General features: G+C 46.5%; 13 protein-coding genes. 5 read left to right on the top strand and 8 right to left on the bottom strand.

Going from position 1 to position 13990, the window contains the following annotated elements:
• Both NE536_RS07945 and NE536_RS07940 read right to left on the bottom strand, forming a co-directional pair.
• A partial coding sequence (locus tag NE536_RS07945) for a methyl-accepting chemotaxis protein (RefSeq protein ID WP_261272366.1) occupies positions 1-1577 on the bottom strand: 1577 nt, incomplete at its 3' end.
• A 396-nt stretch (positions 1578-1973) separates the two neighbouring features.
• Complete coding sequence (locus NE536_RS07940; protein WP_261272365.1) at positions 1974-3845, bottom strand: methyl-accepting chemotaxis protein; 1872 nt, start codon at positions 3843-3845, stop codon at positions 1974-1976.
• A gap of 374 nt (positions 3846-4219) precedes the next feature.
• On the opposite strand from NE536_RS07940, the gene NE536_RS07935 reads away from it, so the two are divergent.
• Positions 4220-4567, top strand: a complete 348-nt coding sequence (locus tag NE536_RS07935; protein WP_106649060.1) for a hypothetical protein — start codon at positions 4220-4222, stop codon at positions 4565-4567.
• Positions 4568-4589: 22 nt separating this feature from the next.
• Here NE536_RS07935 and NE536_RS07930 read toward each other — a convergent pair whose 3' ends face one another.
• Entirely contained in the window at positions 4590-6062 is a 1473-nt protein-coding gene (locus NE536_RS07930) for a DUF4145 domain-containing protein (RefSeq protein WP_261272364.1), read from the bottom strand.
• Between the two features lie 33 nt (positions 6063-6095).
• A complete protein-coding gene (locus NE536_RS07925; RefSeq protein ID WP_106649058.1) occupies positions 6096-6803 on the bottom strand; it encodes a hypothetical protein in 708 nt (235 codons plus the stop codon).
• 190 nt (positions 6804-6993) lie between these two features.
• Here NE536_RS07925 and NE536_RS07920 point away from each other — a divergent pair, with 190 nt between their 5' ends.
• Together NE536_RS07920 and NE536_RS07915 are read left to right on the top strand one after the other, a co-directional pair.
• Positions 6994-7524 carry a DUF2780 domain-containing protein gene (locus NE536_RS07920; RefSeq protein WP_261272363.1) on the top strand — a complete coding sequence of 177 codons (531 nt, stop codon included), beginning with the start codon at positions 6994-6996 and terminating at the stop codon, positions 7522-7524.
• A 100-nt stretch (positions 7525-7624) separates the two neighbouring features.
• Complete coding sequence (locus NE536_RS07915; protein WP_011845463.1) at positions 7625-8098, top strand: tellurite resistance TerB family protein; 474 nt, start codon at positions 7625-7627, stop codon at positions 8096-8098.
• Positions 8099-8273: 175 nt separating this feature from the next.
• Here NE536_RS07915 and NE536_RS07910 read toward each other — a convergent pair whose 3' ends face one another.
• The gene (locus NE536_RS07910; RefSeq protein ID WP_261272362.1) at positions 8274-9098 is read right to left on the bottom strand and encodes an HDOD domain-containing protein; all 825 of its coding nucleotides are present in this window, start codon (positions 9096-9098) and stop codon (positions 8274-8276) included.
• Positions 9099-9437: 339 nt separating this feature from the next.
• Here NE536_RS07910 and NE536_RS07905 point away from each other — a divergent pair, with 339 nt between their 5' ends.
• Entirely contained in the window at positions 9438-10049 is a 612-nt protein-coding gene (locus tag NE536_RS07905; RefSeq protein ID WP_106649054.1) for an energy transducer TonB, read from the top strand.
• Between the two features lie 90 nt (positions 10050-10139).
• Here NE536_RS07905 and yjeH read toward each other — a convergent pair whose 3' ends face one another.
• Positions 10140-11402: an L-methionine/branched-chain amino acid transporter gene (yjeH, locus tag NE536_RS07900; RefSeq protein WP_261272361.1), complete on the bottom strand. Its 1263-nt coding sequence runs from the start codon at positions 11400-11402 to the stop codon at positions 10140-10142.
• A gap of 251 nt (positions 11403-11653) precedes the next feature.
• Here yjeH and NE536_RS07895 point away from each other — a divergent pair, with 251 nt between their 5' ends.
• Complete coding sequence (locus NE536_RS07895) at positions 11654-12085, top strand: Lrp/AsnC family transcriptional regulator (RefSeq protein WP_006079646.1); 432 nt, start codon at positions 11654-11656, stop codon at positions 12083-12085.
• Between the two features lie 278 nt (positions 12086-12363).
• On the opposite strand, the gene nrfD is transcribed toward NE536_RS07895, so the two are convergent.
• Together nrfD and NE536_RS07885 are read right to left on the bottom strand one after the other, a co-directional pair.
• On the bottom strand, positions 12364-13305 hold the full coding sequence (nrfD, locus tag NE536_RS07890) for a cytochrome c nitrite reductase subunit NrfD (protein ID WP_261272360.1): 942 nt from the start codon (positions 13303-13305) through the stop codon (positions 12364-12366).
• Entirely contained in the window at positions 13302-13988 is a 687-nt protein-coding gene (locus tag NE536_RS07885; protein ID WP_220591421.1) for a 4Fe-4S dicluster domain-containing protein, read from the bottom strand. The genes nrfD and NE536_RS07885 overlap by 4 nt, the downstream gene beginning before the upstream one ends.
• Between the last annotated feature and the right edge of the window lie 2 nt (positions 13989-13990).

Here is a 13990-nt window from a genome sequence, read left to right as displayed (position 1 = left end):
AAACTGACGGCTCTAGCACTGGTGCGTTGCAGCGTTTCAATCGTGGTATGCACTTCCTGGGTAGAATCCTGAGTACGGCGTGACAGTACACGCACTTCATCGGCGACCACGGCAAAGCCACGGCCCTGTTCACCAGCACGAGCCGCTTCAATAGCCGCGTTAAGCGCTAATAAGTTGGTTTGCTCTGCAATCCCTTGAATCGTCGCTAGAATGCTTGAAATTGATTGAGCATGACGGCTCAAATCCCCAATGACATCGGTCGCTTGAGTGACTTCATCGGCCAACGAATTAATCGAGTTACGGGTTTTATTGACTAACTCTTTACCCTGTAAACTGCTGGCTGCAGATTGTTGAGCCGCCGTCGCCGTGTTTTCAGCATTGGCCGCAATCTCATTGGTCGCACTCGCCATTTCAGTTACTGCGGTCGCGACCATAGCCACTTCCTGTTGCTGACGTTGCAGTTCAGCCACCGAGGTTTGCGTGGTGGTAAGACTACGTTCAGCATCAGCATCTAACTCATTCGCTAACTGACGGATATGGCTGATCAACTGATGTTGACTACCCACAAAACGGTTAAAGCTGTCGGCAAGTACGCCCACTTCATCTTGAGTGTCGACTGAAATACGCTGAGTTAAATCACCGTTACCATCGGCGATACGCGCCAGTGCCTGCGAAACTCGGCTCAAAGGACCAAGCAGGACACTTACTAACCAAGAAATGGCTAATACACTTAAAATCAACACGAGTGCAGATAGCCCAAACTGAGTGAGTAACAAGCTCGACAGTGGCGCTTCTAGTGTTTCCTTATCAAGCACTAGCACTAATTCCCAATCTGTATTAGGAATATCGACGCCCCAGACCAATTTGTCACGGGCTTCACCTTCAAAATACATAGGCAACAAAGCACCAGCTTTACGGCTTAATTCCGGTAAGCTGTTATTCAGTTCGTTGTCGATATCACCTACTGGTTTCATCGTCTTAGCTTGATCTTTATAAGCGATAATCGTGCCATCTTTGTGCATCATGACTGCATAACCATTAGCCGGTAACTTCATCCGATTAACTTCTTCGATGAGATTACTGATCGACAAGTCTCCTGCAATAACTCCACCAGCAACAGGCTCGGCCAAAGTCACAACTAGAATGTTAAAAGCAGTATCGAGATAAGGTCGAGTTAATACACTCCCACCGGTTCGCGTAGCCTCTTGATACCAAGGTCGTGTACGAGGATCATAATTTGTATAGTCAGTTGCTGGCTCTGAGTCTCTCATATTACCGTTAGACTCACCAAAATATGTCGATTCAAATCCTCCCGATTGTTTAGCCTGTTTCATTGCTTGCACAATGTCATTATTCAACTGCCCACTGATTCCTTTAACAATTTGCTGGCGACTTGCAAGCCACTCACCAATCAGTAACGCTTGCTGGTCTCCAAGACGTTGAGCCTGTTCTAAGTTTACGTCTAACAGTACTTTCTTCTGACTTGTATAACTTTGCCAAGATAACAGTAAAATAACTGCTGAAAGAGCAAGAATTACAGATGAAAGGATTTTCTGCCTTAATGAATATGATTTCATAATATATTTCACAAATAAAAACAGGATAATTATGCCGACCAGAAAAATAACTGCTTCCAGTAGCGCTTAGTTTACTTAGATACGTCAAAATGACAGCGAATGAACTCACTCCTGTTCGTAAAAATAAACAAATTCACAATAAAAGCCAAGGGAAATCAACGTACACGTCTGAGCACTGGTATCCTGTTTAATAGAAATTAAAATTTATCCAGATTTAAATATGCACTATAGATTGCATGAAATTTAAAAAATCGCATATTAATGCTTATTGTTAAGAATTAAATTCAATTAGCAATATTGATTACTTATAAAAATATCTAGCTATAAAAATAAAGTGTCATTTTATTACATGACACTTTTATATAAAACTACACAATTCACTATTTTAAGCTTAGGCTATAGAATAAAGGTCGCGACCTGTGCATTAAGATCGTTAGCACGGGCTTTTAAGTCTCGCGCCTGTGCCAAATCAGCCATGGCCGAGGCGGTAATCTCATCGGTCACATCTTTAATCGCAACCGTATTTTGGGTGATTTCCCCCGTCACTTGAGTCTGCTCTTCCGCTGCAGTCGCAATTTGGCCTGCCATATCTGAAATCACGTTGACCGCTTGTGTAATCTCTTCAAGGGCTTTTGCCGCCGCATTCGCATCATCAACACTGTGACCCGCTAATGCTTGGCTGCTTTCCATCAAGCTGACGGCTCTAGCGGTCGTACGTTGCAGCGTTTCAATCGTGGTGTGCACTTCTTGGGTCGAATCCTGAGTACGGCGTGACAGTACACGCACTTCATCGGCGACCACGGCAAAGCCACGGCCCTGTTCACCAGCACGAGCCGCTTCAATAGCCGCGTTAAGCGCTAATAAGTTGGTTTGCTCTGCAATCCCTTGAATCGTTGCTAGAATGCTTGAAATTGATTGAGCATGACGGCTCAAATCCCCAATGACATCGGTCGCTTGAGTGACTTCATCGGCCAACGAATTAATCGAGTTACGGGTTTTATTGACTAACTCTTTACCCTGTAAACTGCTGGCTGCAGATTGTTGAGCCGCCGTCGCCGTGTTTTCAGCATTGGCCGCAATCTCATTGGTCGCACTCGCCATTTCAGTTACTGCGGTCGCAACCATAGCCACTTCCTGTTGCTGACGTTGCAGTTCAGCCACCGAGGTTTGCGTGGTGGTAAGACTACGTTCAGCATCAGCATCTAATTCATTCGCTAACTGACGGATATGGCTGATCAACTGATGTTGACTACCGACAAAACGGTTAAAGCTGTCGGCAAGTACGCCCACTTCATCTTGAGTATCGACGGAAATACGCTGAGTTAAATCACCGTTACCATCGGCGATACGCGCCAGTGCCTGCGATACTCGGCTCAATGGACCCAGTAACATGCCAACTAACCAAGAAATCGCTAACACACTCAACAGCAATACAAGTGCCGATAGCCCCAGTTGGGTAAGTAACAGGCTCGTGAGTGGCGCTTCTAGCGTTTCCTTATCAAGCACTAACACTAATTCCCAATCTGTATTAGGAATATCAACGCTCCAAACTAACTTGTCGCGTCCTTCATTTTCAAAATACATAGGTAACAGAGTGCCAGATGCACGACTCTGTTCAGGCAAGTTACGATTCAGCTCATTGTCGATATCACCTATAGGTTTCATCGTCTTAGCTTGATCTTTATAAGCGATAACCGTGCCGTCTTTGTGCATCATGATGGCATAACCGTTGGCCGGCAACTTCATCCGATTAACACCGTCCACTAGGCTTGCGATAGATAAGTCACCACCGACAACACCTTGCGCGGTAGGCTGCGCCATAGTTACAACCAGAATGTTATAAGCCACATCCACGTATGGTTTTGTCAAAATAAGACCGCGCTCACTGGTGGCTTGTTGATACCAAGGGCGGCTACGGGGATCATAGCCCGTTCGGTCTATACTCGGATCAGAATCCAGCATTTGCCCCGCTTGGCTCCCAAAATAAGTTAACTGGAAACGGCCCGACGCTTGTGCTTGTTGTAATGTATTTAGGCTATCACCCTCAACTTTACTCGCCAGTGCCCCCATAATATCTTGGCGGCCAGCCAACCATTCTTGAATACGCTCTGCCTGCTGCTCACCTAAGCGTTGCACTTGTTCTAGGCTGTTTTGTAACAGCTGGGACTTTTGGCTGGAATAACTTTGCCATGACAACAAACCAATCACGAGTGAAAGGGCTACCACGACGGAGAACAGAATTTTTTGCTTGAGCGAATATGAGTTCATGTTGGCGTCTAATTTATTAACAAAGCAGTGAAATAAGAGGGTGTCTGAGCGAGTTGAACAAACATTTACATCCAATGTAATAAGGCGGCTAACTGAGTTAAAACTGCAGCTTAATCTGAACTGAATTTTCTCATACTCTGTACAGTTCGCAAAGAAGTTGCTCAGATTTACATCAAAAAGATTCGCGTTAAAACATATAATTAACCGACTGTTATTCGATGAACAACATGGGCGACCTCGAGATCACATCTCAAGATGATACGTAACAGCTAAATAGCCTTAGAGGTAAAATAAAGTAAATTAATCAAGATTAACGTGACCTAGACACACTCGCTATTGCACACTAAATGTCCACTGCCTATCGAGGAGTTCTTATGATTTATCACCAGTTCCAACAGAGCCCGCTGCAGACCCGAATTTCTGGCCCACGGGCTTGGTTAGCCATGGCGCTTAGCGTTAGCCTGATCTGTTTATCGCTATTTTTATTGCCCTTCGTGCTTTTATTTGGCGCTATTGCGCTCGGTTGTTTAGTCCTGTTTAGCCGTTTTTACATGGCACGTCAGTTGGCTAAATTTAACCAAGCACAGGCAAACGCCAAGCAACATGCCCATGCAGCAGAAGAGCCACAGAGCCAAGTTTATGGTTCAGAAACAATTGTTAGGGAAACGAATGCAACGCGCTATCAAGGGCGAACTTTTGAGCATAAAGAGGATGAACACTAGTTCAATCGAAGCAAAACTGCGCTTAAGCGAGTAAGGTCTGTGCGCGATTAAGGCTATGAATTTCCGCGGGATCTTGAGTGACTTTAAGTACATTTTCAATCTGTAATGCAAGAGAACGCCAAAGAGGCTCGATAATATCAGCCTCTTTTTTATTGGCATTTTGTCGCGCCAGCTTCAGCAAAGCGGCGGCTCCCACAACATCAACTCGCCCTAAGATACCGTCGGCCAGCGCCATACTCAGCTCGATCATCGCGGGCACACTGTGGCCATATTTAATCACTTGGCGCAGATAATCCTCAGCCTGAGTCAAGTCACTACCAAAGGCATTATCATCATTAAGCATATGCTGTGCCCGCGTCAGCATGGCATCGAGTTGTCCTTGCTCGGCAGCTTCTGCCATCCAATACTCGCTGGCAATCATATCTCGAGTACAACCGTCACCATTGGCGAGCATTAATGCCAAATGATACTGAGCGTGGGGATAACCCGCTTGTGCGGCTTTGCTTATAAAATGATAGGCTTGGGCGAGATTTTTTTGTTGATAATACAGCACACCTAAATTTGCCATTGCTTCGGTTTGCTCACCCTCTGCGGCGCGTTGTAAGTATTTCAGTGCCAACTGACTATCGGGTCGAAACGACTCACTGCCGACAAGATAAAAATATCCCAATAACGCCATCGCATTGACGACCCCAGCCTCGGCCGCCGTCGCAATAAGTTGCTCACCTTTCGCCACCTCTGGCACACCTTGATAACCGTGGATCAAGGCCACACCGTGCTCATGTAAGGCTTCCATATGCTTAGGCGCCGCAAGGGCAAACCAATAGGCGGCACGGGCAAAACGGTCAGCGGCGCTGATGTGGGAAGTAAGAGGTAAAACGCCAGAAGGTTCTGGATTAGAAGTAGCTTCAGCTGAAGTGGCAAACTCTTGATCTTGTTGCTGCTCTTGCTCTTTCAGTATCAGAGCCTTGGTCTTAAAGGATATCCCCACTAGATATTGGGCTTCGGCGTCATCTTCCATCACAGCGCGGTAGCATAAATCCTTCGCCGTCAGAGTATCAGATGCTTCATAACGATAATCAGGTGCGACTTGGCCTTTAACCTTGGGATACAAGTGTTCGACTAGCGCCAAAACATCTTTAATAGATTTTTGCGCCAGCGCGAGCAATTGCGCTTGGGTCAGGTGATATTTTTCAGGATGAGCGCCGCGGTTACCGTCGGCCCGCAATCGATGCAGGGCGCGGGTCGTCTTAACATCAATAACACGCTGCTGATTTAGTTGCTCGATCCTGTCGTATAGATTCGGACTCGAGAACGCGATTTGCTTATCTTGTCCCAGTAACTCAGTAAGCTTGTGGGTAAAGCTGCGAATGTGCAGTAGCGACTGAGTCGGCACATCCTGCACATAGCTTTTCGCTTTGAGATAGTCATCACTCAAGGAAGCCGAAAAATCTTGGATAAACTCACTATCCTTAATGACTGTTTTCGTCCCCATGAGTGATTCCCTGCAGGCTGAATTGAGTTTACATTACTCGACGCTTGGTTTTTTCGACACCATATATAAACGGAACAAAGCCACGTTAACGAATAAACCAATGAAAGACATAAAGGTATCCGATAGCATTTGCAGCGGTAATCCGCCCATAGCGGCGGCACCTGACAGCAGATTACCCACCACAGAAAGAGGCAGATATAGCATTAATAGTGCAATAGTTTTCAACACGATAGGGCCACTAAAGCTAAAACTGCCCTTGATGGCTTCCAGCGGTGTTAAACGCTCAACCACGACCATAAAGTTCACATAGGCCAAACGGGCGAAGAGATAAAAGCTAATAACCAACCCCACCAGCCACACAGGACCAAAGGCAGCAAACAGCATCACTGGCGCTAAAATCGCTAAACCAGAAAACACCCCAGCTAATAATAGTGGTGGAACGAAAGGTAAACTGGCCTTCAGCACCATGCCGGCAGAAGGACTATGCCCTTGAGAACGCAGCTCTAAAAACAGCGTCAACGCGGCAATTAATACCGAAAAGGTGAGCAGTAACAGCATCATGGCGACCATGTGTGGTGCGCCAAACTGTGGATTTTCAAGATCGACTTTACTCATCTCTACGCCAAGCCACAACTGGATCCCCACTTGGATCAAAAGTAATGGAATCGTCAGCATAGCGAGTTGCGCCAGATGATTACGGAAGAAGTTATAGGCTTCTGACAAAATTGCGGACAGTGACATGCGACTTTCCAAATAATTGAAATGAATTAACACTTAGAATTGCCGCTAAGGATACCGAAAATCCCGTTGCAATGCACAGCAGAAATCACCAGTGTGAATCGTAAATCACAGAAAACTACTGCAACAAAAGTTGCAAACCCGCTAAACTGTCCTGCGAACACGTGCGCAAACCATCAAAGGACGCTTCCATATGAAACACACTCTTACCCTCTCGATCTTCCTCGGCACTTGTATTTTAGCGGTGCCAGCCAGTGCAGGATGGTTAGATAACTTGGCCGGAACTCAAGCCAAAACGGAAAAAGCGGCCACGACGGCGGCAGCGACTCAGTCAAATGATTTGGTTGGCAACGTCATGTCACAATTGGGTTTAAACCAAACTCAAGCCGAAGGTGGCTTAGGCAGTTTATTAGGCTTAGCGCAATCAAGCCTAGGGACAACCGACTATTCAAAACTGGCTGCCAGCATTCCTAATGCCGATAGCTTGTTAGCGGCAGCACCTAAATTGGACTCAACATCAGGCGTTTCTGGCTTGTTATCCAAGGCGGGTAATTTAGGCTCATCACTGCAAGGCAGTGCTATGGTGTTAGACGCCTTTGAAAAATTGGGTATTTCTAAAGATCTGGCGATGCCAATGATCAACATTGCTAAGTCTTACTTAGAAACCAATGGCACTGAAGGCACCTCTGACTTACTGATGAAAGGCCTGAACTCGCTACTGTAATCCCGTTTTATCTCACCCTAAGCAACTCAGTGCTTAGGGTGAACTTTCGCCCCTCAATCGACTCTACCTTATATTGCCCCCAACATGAGAACCGCCAAATATGATTGCGAAGTTAAGACGATTCTTTGAAGCACATACGCAAGCAGTCTCACCTGAAGACAAGGCGCATCAACTTAAACTCGCCGCAGCGAGCATGTTACTTGAAGTGGTGTTTGCCGATGATACCTTAACGGCAGAGGAAGAAGCCTTATTGCCTAAGTTGCTGACAGATACGCTATCAATGTCAGAAGCTGACGCTAAAATACTGATTGATGAAGCCAAAAGCGTGCAAGGTAGCGCGACCTCACTGTTTGAATTTACCTCAGCCATTAACGCTGAATTTAGCCTAGCGCAAAAGCAGCAATTATTGCTCGCGATGTGGCAACTGGCCTATGCCGATGGACAGTTATCCCAATATGAAGACCAAATCATTCGTCGCACCGCTGATTTGCTGTACCTCAAACACAGCGAGTTAATTCAAATGCGCAATCTTGCCATCGCCGCCAATCGACATATTGATCAGGCGCCCCAGTGATTCAACGGTTTAATCAAAGTACTAATCGATTAATCCGTCGCATAAAAAAGCGTGAATGCGAAACGCTATCTCGTTTCACATTCACGCTATAGTCTTAAGACCTTATTGATATCGTCTTTGACTAAAAATGATTTGTCCTGCCGCGCGATTTATCTAAACCCAACTCACTTAAATCCTAAGCTAAGGCTTTACCGATTTCGAACCCTGAACCGCGTAACTCGGTCAACTTAGTCCGCAATCCACCCATCTCCATTCTTAATCCTTTCTTGGTGGCTAACTGGGATAACCAACTGGTTTTCTCATCATCCTCAATGGCATCCCACTCATCCAGCACTTTGTAAGATAGGCATAGTAATGCTGCAAGTTTTGAGAATGGGTCCGAATCCTTAGGATGATCTTGATATAAAATACCTTCCACCAACGCTGTGGTGAATTTCCAATTTTTGGCCAGCAATGCGCCGATATCGGGTGAATCATATCCAAGCAACTCACGTTCAAACTCATGCTTATCTTTGCCCTGCGCCACGGCTTCAGCAATTTTCGCCGCATCTTCAGGTGACACAGCCGCAATCAGTAAGTCGCCAATACGGTGCAAGATACCGCAGGTGAATGCTTCTTCAGGTATAGCACCACAACGTTTCGCCATTTCTTGGCTGTATAGAGCAATCTCAAAGGTTTGCCCCCAAAACTGGGCTAAGTCGATTCCTTCACACTTAGGAACCGCACCAATTACGGCCGATGCAAGCACTAAAGTACGCAGGGTTTGCATCCCAAGACGCACCACGGCTTCGTCGATCGTACCCACCTCTCGACTGCGTCCATAGTGGGCACAGTTGGCAAGGCGTAATACCCTCGCGCTGATTAAGGGATCGTGTGCAACCTTAGTGGCAATACTTTTTACTGTCGCATTGTCGTCATTGACTGCGTCTAATAGCTCACTGATCGCCTTGGGTAACCTGGGTAATTCATCCACTCGATTGAGTAACGCAGCTGAATCCATTTTTATGCTCCTTCTATATGAATGATCAAAATATAGAACACAAGTTATCGCCTCGCTCACCGAGATACATTAAATATCAGTAATGTGCGGTCCTTCGGCAACAAAGCATGGCGGTCATCAGACTTAAGGTTTACCTCTCGATTTAACTTAATTTAATCACACGCGATTCTATCCTGCTCCGAGATCGACAAAGCGCTACGCAGGCTGACGTTAAGCGAAAGCGGAGTTGAACCCTTAACGCTAAAGGCGCAATCTTAGTTAAATTGTAAATAAATATTTCAAAAATTCAGTAAAGAGTGATATTGATAAAAGGCCATTAACTCACTGTAAGGAAGCAATATGAGCCAAAACGCACTCGTTAGCCGCACTGGTCTTATCTTAGCTAGCGCTTTAATCACCTTAGGGCTGTTCGTCTTTATGGCGCAGCTCATCAACAAACCACAAACTGTCACAGGACAAGCCTCGGATGCGCCGCAAATCAATATACTGATGACAGAACGCACGCCGATACCACCAAAAGAAAAAACGAAGCCCGAACCACCCAAGCCCATTCCAGCACGGGAGCGTGTGAGTGTCCCCGGTGAAACCAGCGAGTCTTTAGCTTTTACCCCTGAGACATTCATGCCTGAAATGCCAACGCAAACCACACTCTATACGCAATCTGCGATGACAGCTGAAGCCTTACCAGTTGTGCAAGTGTCGCCTCGTTATCCCATAGATGCGGCGCAAAGTGGTAAAGAAGGTTATGTCGTTGTGGGGTTTGATATTACGGCCGATGGCACTGTGAGTAATGTGCGGGTATTAGATGCGAACCCTAAGCGCGTTTTCGATAAGGCAGCGTTATCAGCGGTACAGAATTGGAAATACAAACCGAAATTTGATGCGGGCAAAGCCGTTGCGCAACTTAATCAGCAAGTACAGTTAGACTTTAAATTAGATCAAAAAATTTAATCCACTGACACCTCAAAGCGCACAAAAAAGCCCTGCAGTCTCTTTCACATTAAAAGAGCTCAGGGCTTTTTGATTGAACTTTTGTCAGGATTACTCAGGAATCGCTACACCTTGCTTGCGGCTAATATGGGTCTTTTGCCACCACAGAAATGGCGCCACCACTAATATCAGTACCAATACATAGGACATGCTCGCACCTAAGGCAAAACCTAACGCCAAGCAAAACGCGCAACCCAGCGCGACGAGTGGCCAATTATGGCGCGGTAATAACTTAGCGGCCGCTAACATAGCCATCAAATAGATCACCACAAATACACCGTTGCTCCATGCAATAAGGTGTTCTAACTCTTGTCCGGTAAGATAAGTCAGCACTATCACGCTCGCCATCACAGATAACAGTGCTGCCAGCGCGCGAATGGGTACGCCATGGGCGTTCTTCACCGCAAAGAAACGCGGCAAAATACCTTCACAGCTAAAACTCCACACTAAACGTGCCGCACTGGCCGCATACACGTTCACAGTGGCCAATCCACTTGCGATCCCCAACACGCCGATCACTTGTGCGCCGTAACCACCGAGCAACTGGTCAAATACGCCGATCATAGCGACGCTTTTATCCGTCGGCACTAATAGTAGTAATAGTGTACAAGCCACATAAATGACCCCCACCAGCACAGTACCCATCATCATAGCGGGGATCATATCCTGCTGCGGACGGCGAAAATCATCGGCCAGATGGGTCATCGCTTCTATGCCCAAGAAACTCCAAAAAGCGATGCCAGCGGCAATCATCACGGTTGGCATTTCAGGCATACCATGGCTGGCAAGTGTTGTCAGGTGCCCGGGCTGAAAACTGCTTGCGCCAAATAAGAGGACAACGACGGCCACGATGCACAGCGTTAAGCCAAATTGCAGCTTGGCCGACACTTGAATGCCCCTTAAATTAATCAGGAACAGGCCAAAAATCACTAATACTTCAACACCGACCTTGGACCAACCCGATATCGGCATTAAGGCATTCACAAACTGAAAGGTCATCAAAATCGCGGCGGGGGCGCCCATGGGCACAACCAGTAAAAAGATCAGTCCAATTGTTCGACCAGCGGTGCGACCAAAGGCTTTTTCGACAAAGTAAGCGGGGCCAGCAGCATGGGGAAATACACTCGCTAAACGACCAAAAACCAGCGCCACAGGAATAATGGCTAAGGTGAGCAATATCCATGCGACTAGCGCGCCAGATTGCGCTTTTTCAATTGTCATCTGAGGTAAAATAAACACCCCAGTACCAAGCAAAGTGGTCACCATTAGACCCGCACCTTGCCAACGACCTATAGTTCCGCTATTTGAATTCATCTGTTAATATTCTGTGGTATTTGAGCTGTCAGTATAGTGAGATTTTGCCCCACAATCTGCCGTTAATTTCAGTGTTCTCCACGTCCAATACCGGCAAAATCACGGCAAATAGCGTTATTTCCATCAAAATGACGGCCAGCTTAAGGTGTGGTGAAATTATAAGCTCAAATACTCAGTAAATTCTGTTGCCATTCAAACCAATGGCAAAATTGCACACAGATCCAATATAGCCATTTTCACTGGAGTCACCCTTGGATAAATTCGATACCGCCATCATTCATAGTTTGCGTCAGGATGCACGCCAGAGCGTGTCGAATATTGCCGAACAAGTGAACCTTTCCCGCAGCGCGGTAGCCGAGCGGATTAAAAAACTCGAACAGACTGGGGTGATCCGTGGCTATCAAGTGCTCTTGAGTGAGTCGCAAAAAGAAGGGGTGTCGGCTTACTTCGAAATCCAGCATCAATGTCCACGTTGCGCCGACGTAGTACACGTATTCCAAGCGATCCCCGAAGTGATTACCTGCCGTGGTATTTCCGGTGATATGGATTTACTCGTGTACGTGCATGCCCCCTCAATGCGCCGCCTGCATGAGATCCGTGAATATATCGACACTCACACTGATATCATCAAGATCAAAACCCATGTAGTGATGAGTGAGTGGATTAATAATTTAGGCGAGTAACTTAAATAGAGTGGCCCTAAAGCAAGAAACGCCACCCTAAGGAATAGAGGTGGCGAGGCCCATTTGGAGGCAGGGCAAAATATTGAAGTGTAAAATATGGCATCCTTGCCCAGCGACCTCCCTGTTACACAACCAACCGCGACTAGACTTACCCCTTGAGAGCTCAGCCAGCGCCGCAAGGGCCTCATCTACAATGTTTTCCTTTGACATTGTTTCCGCGATCCGTCGATTTCCTTGATTCTAATCATCTTGTTCGTCTTGAATGAAGCGTTCGCACCTTAAGCGATCGTCATTTGTCCTGTGTACAGTATGAAGTTACGCAGCAACAACACCCCGATTAAGCTCAAGCAAGCTGTCCCTGCTACATAAGCCCATTTGCGTTTCGACGTCGTTGTCATAAACAGGTTCATCGCTAACGGGCCTGATAAACCGAGTCCGATAATCCCTACCCAGAAAATCCAGCCCCAGAAGCCATAACCTAAGGCATTAAAGGCGGCAATTTTACTCTGTCCACCTGTTAGCACTAAGCCCATAAAGAAGGTAAAAATCAGCACGATTTCGACTAAAATTAGTGGGATTTCCACTTTGTGGATAAAGTGCACCTCTTTGTCATTAGGCTTGCCATTCATCAACACACCACCGAGTAAAGATGATGCCGCACCGGAAGACAGCCCTGATGCCAAGAACAGTAAAGGCAGCACAGGATTTTTAAGCATGGGATAACCAGGTAACGCCGATAACAAGAAGCCGGTATACGCGCCCAATGCTAAGGATAGAATCACCAGTAATCCCGTGATCGTCGCATCAAACCGAGCTAGCAAAGCCGTCAGTTTAAGGACGATAGGGAAACGCGATTCACACCAAGCATCGACAGGTTTGCGGAAGGTTAACCCAATCCACATAAACATAAACACTTGGTAAATCAGCAGAATCAGTACGCCCATTGACATCACAGATTTAGGATTGTAAAACACCAAAATCTTCCAGAAATCGAGGGGTTTAGTTAAATCTGCGACCAATATGCCTAAGCCCGCCATTACGGCGACTGGGGCGACAATACAGGCGGCACGTATAAAACCAGACTGATAGGCGTTTTGCTTCAAGACAAAATGTTTCAACAGTACGGCGAAGAACATAGCCCCTGCTGATACACCCGCCAAAAACAGGTAGATCGCAATCGGCCAATGCCAGACTAAGGTATCAAAATGTAGGGCACTCATAGTATCACCTCCCCGGATTTTGCCAGGATACGGAACAACTTAGGTCGCGTTCCGAGGGCGACTTTCGCGCGTTGAGTTGGGTTAGCGCGCAGTACTTGTACTAACTCAGACGTTGGATCTTTTAAATTACCAAACACTAACGCCTTAGTCGGACAAGCCTCAACGCAGGCAGGCTGTTTACCTTGCGCAAGATTCGTCTCACGGCAGAAATCACACTTATCCGCCGCGTGGGTGACTGGATTAATAAAACGAATTTTGTAAGGGCAAGCCGCAATACAATATTGGCAGCCGACACATTTCCACGCATTGACTGACACTATGCCGGTTTCTTTATCAATAAAGGCAGCCCCCGTTGGGCACACGTTGACACAAGGTGCATCTTCACAATGCTGGCAAGAAACACGGCTAAAGTGATAATACTCATTCGGATACTCACCGAACGGTCCAGTTTGCTCAATCCTGACCCGTGAAACCCCTTCTGGCACTTGATTGGTTTCACGACATGCCACTTCACATGCGCGGCAACCAATACACTTAGCTTCATCATGAATCATCGCATATTTAATATCTGACTCTGCTTTAACACTATCCGATGCATTCACTGTGGCGAGCAGTGATGCGCCCGTAGCGCCAGCAAATAAGGCACATGTGCCTTTTAGAAATCTTCTTTTTGAATTTTCCATAA

It is taken from the genome of Shewanella septentrionalis (assembly GCF_025370265.1).
Classification (GTDB): Bacteria; Pseudomonadota; Gammaproteobacteria; order Enterobacterales; family Shewanellaceae; genus Shewanella; species Shewanella hafniensis.
This window is presented reverse-complemented; position numbering and strand designations above follow the sequence as displayed.

What these genes read in the sequence shown, in the direction of transcription:
- NE536_RS07940 (WP_261272365.1), bottom strand. Translation starts at nt 3,845, where the DNA reads ATGAACTCATATTCGCTCAAGCAAAAAATTCTGTTCTCCGTCGTGGTA.
- NE536_RS07935 (WP_106649060.1), top strand. Translation starts at nt 4,220, where the DNA reads ATGATTTATCACCAGTTCCAACAGAGCCCGCTGCAGACCCGAATTTCT.
- NE536_RS07930 (WP_261272364.1), bottom strand. Translation starts at nt 6,062, where the DNA reads ATGGGGACGAAAACAGTCATTAAGGATAGTGAGTTTATCCAAGATTTT.
- NE536_RS07925 (WP_106649058.1), bottom strand. Translation starts at nt 6,803, where the DNA reads ATGTCACTGTCCGCAATTTTGTCAGAAGCCTATAACTTCTTCCGTAAT.
- NE536_RS07920 (WP_261272363.1), top strand. Translation starts at nt 6,994, where the DNA reads ATGAAACACACTCTTACCCTCTCGATCTTCCTCGGCACTTGTATTTTA.
- NE536_RS07915 (WP_011845463.1), top strand. Translation starts at nt 7,625, where the DNA reads ATGATTGCGAAGTTAAGACGATTCTTTGAAGCACATACGCAAGCAGTC.
- NE536_RS07910 (WP_261272362.1), bottom strand. Translation starts at nt 9,098, where the DNA reads ATGGATTCAGCTGCGTTACTCAATCGAGTGGATGAATTACCCAGGTTA.
- NE536_RS07905 (WP_106649054.1), top strand. Translation starts at nt 9,438, where the DNA reads ATGAGCCAAAACGCACTCGTTAGCCGCACTGGTCTTATCTTAGCTAGC.
- yjeH (WP_261272361.1), bottom strand. Translation starts at nt 11,402, where the DNA reads ATGAATTCAAATAGCGGAACTATAGGTCGTTGGCAAGGTGCGGGTCTA.
- nrfD (WP_261272360.1), bottom strand. Translation starts at nt 13,305, where the DNA reads ATGAGTGCCCTACATTTTGATACCTTAGTCTGGCATTGGCCGATTGCG.
- NE536_RS07885 (WP_220591421.1), bottom strand. Translation starts at nt 13,988, where the DNA reads ATGGAAAATTCAAAAAGAAGATTTCTAAAAGGCACATGTGCCTTATTT.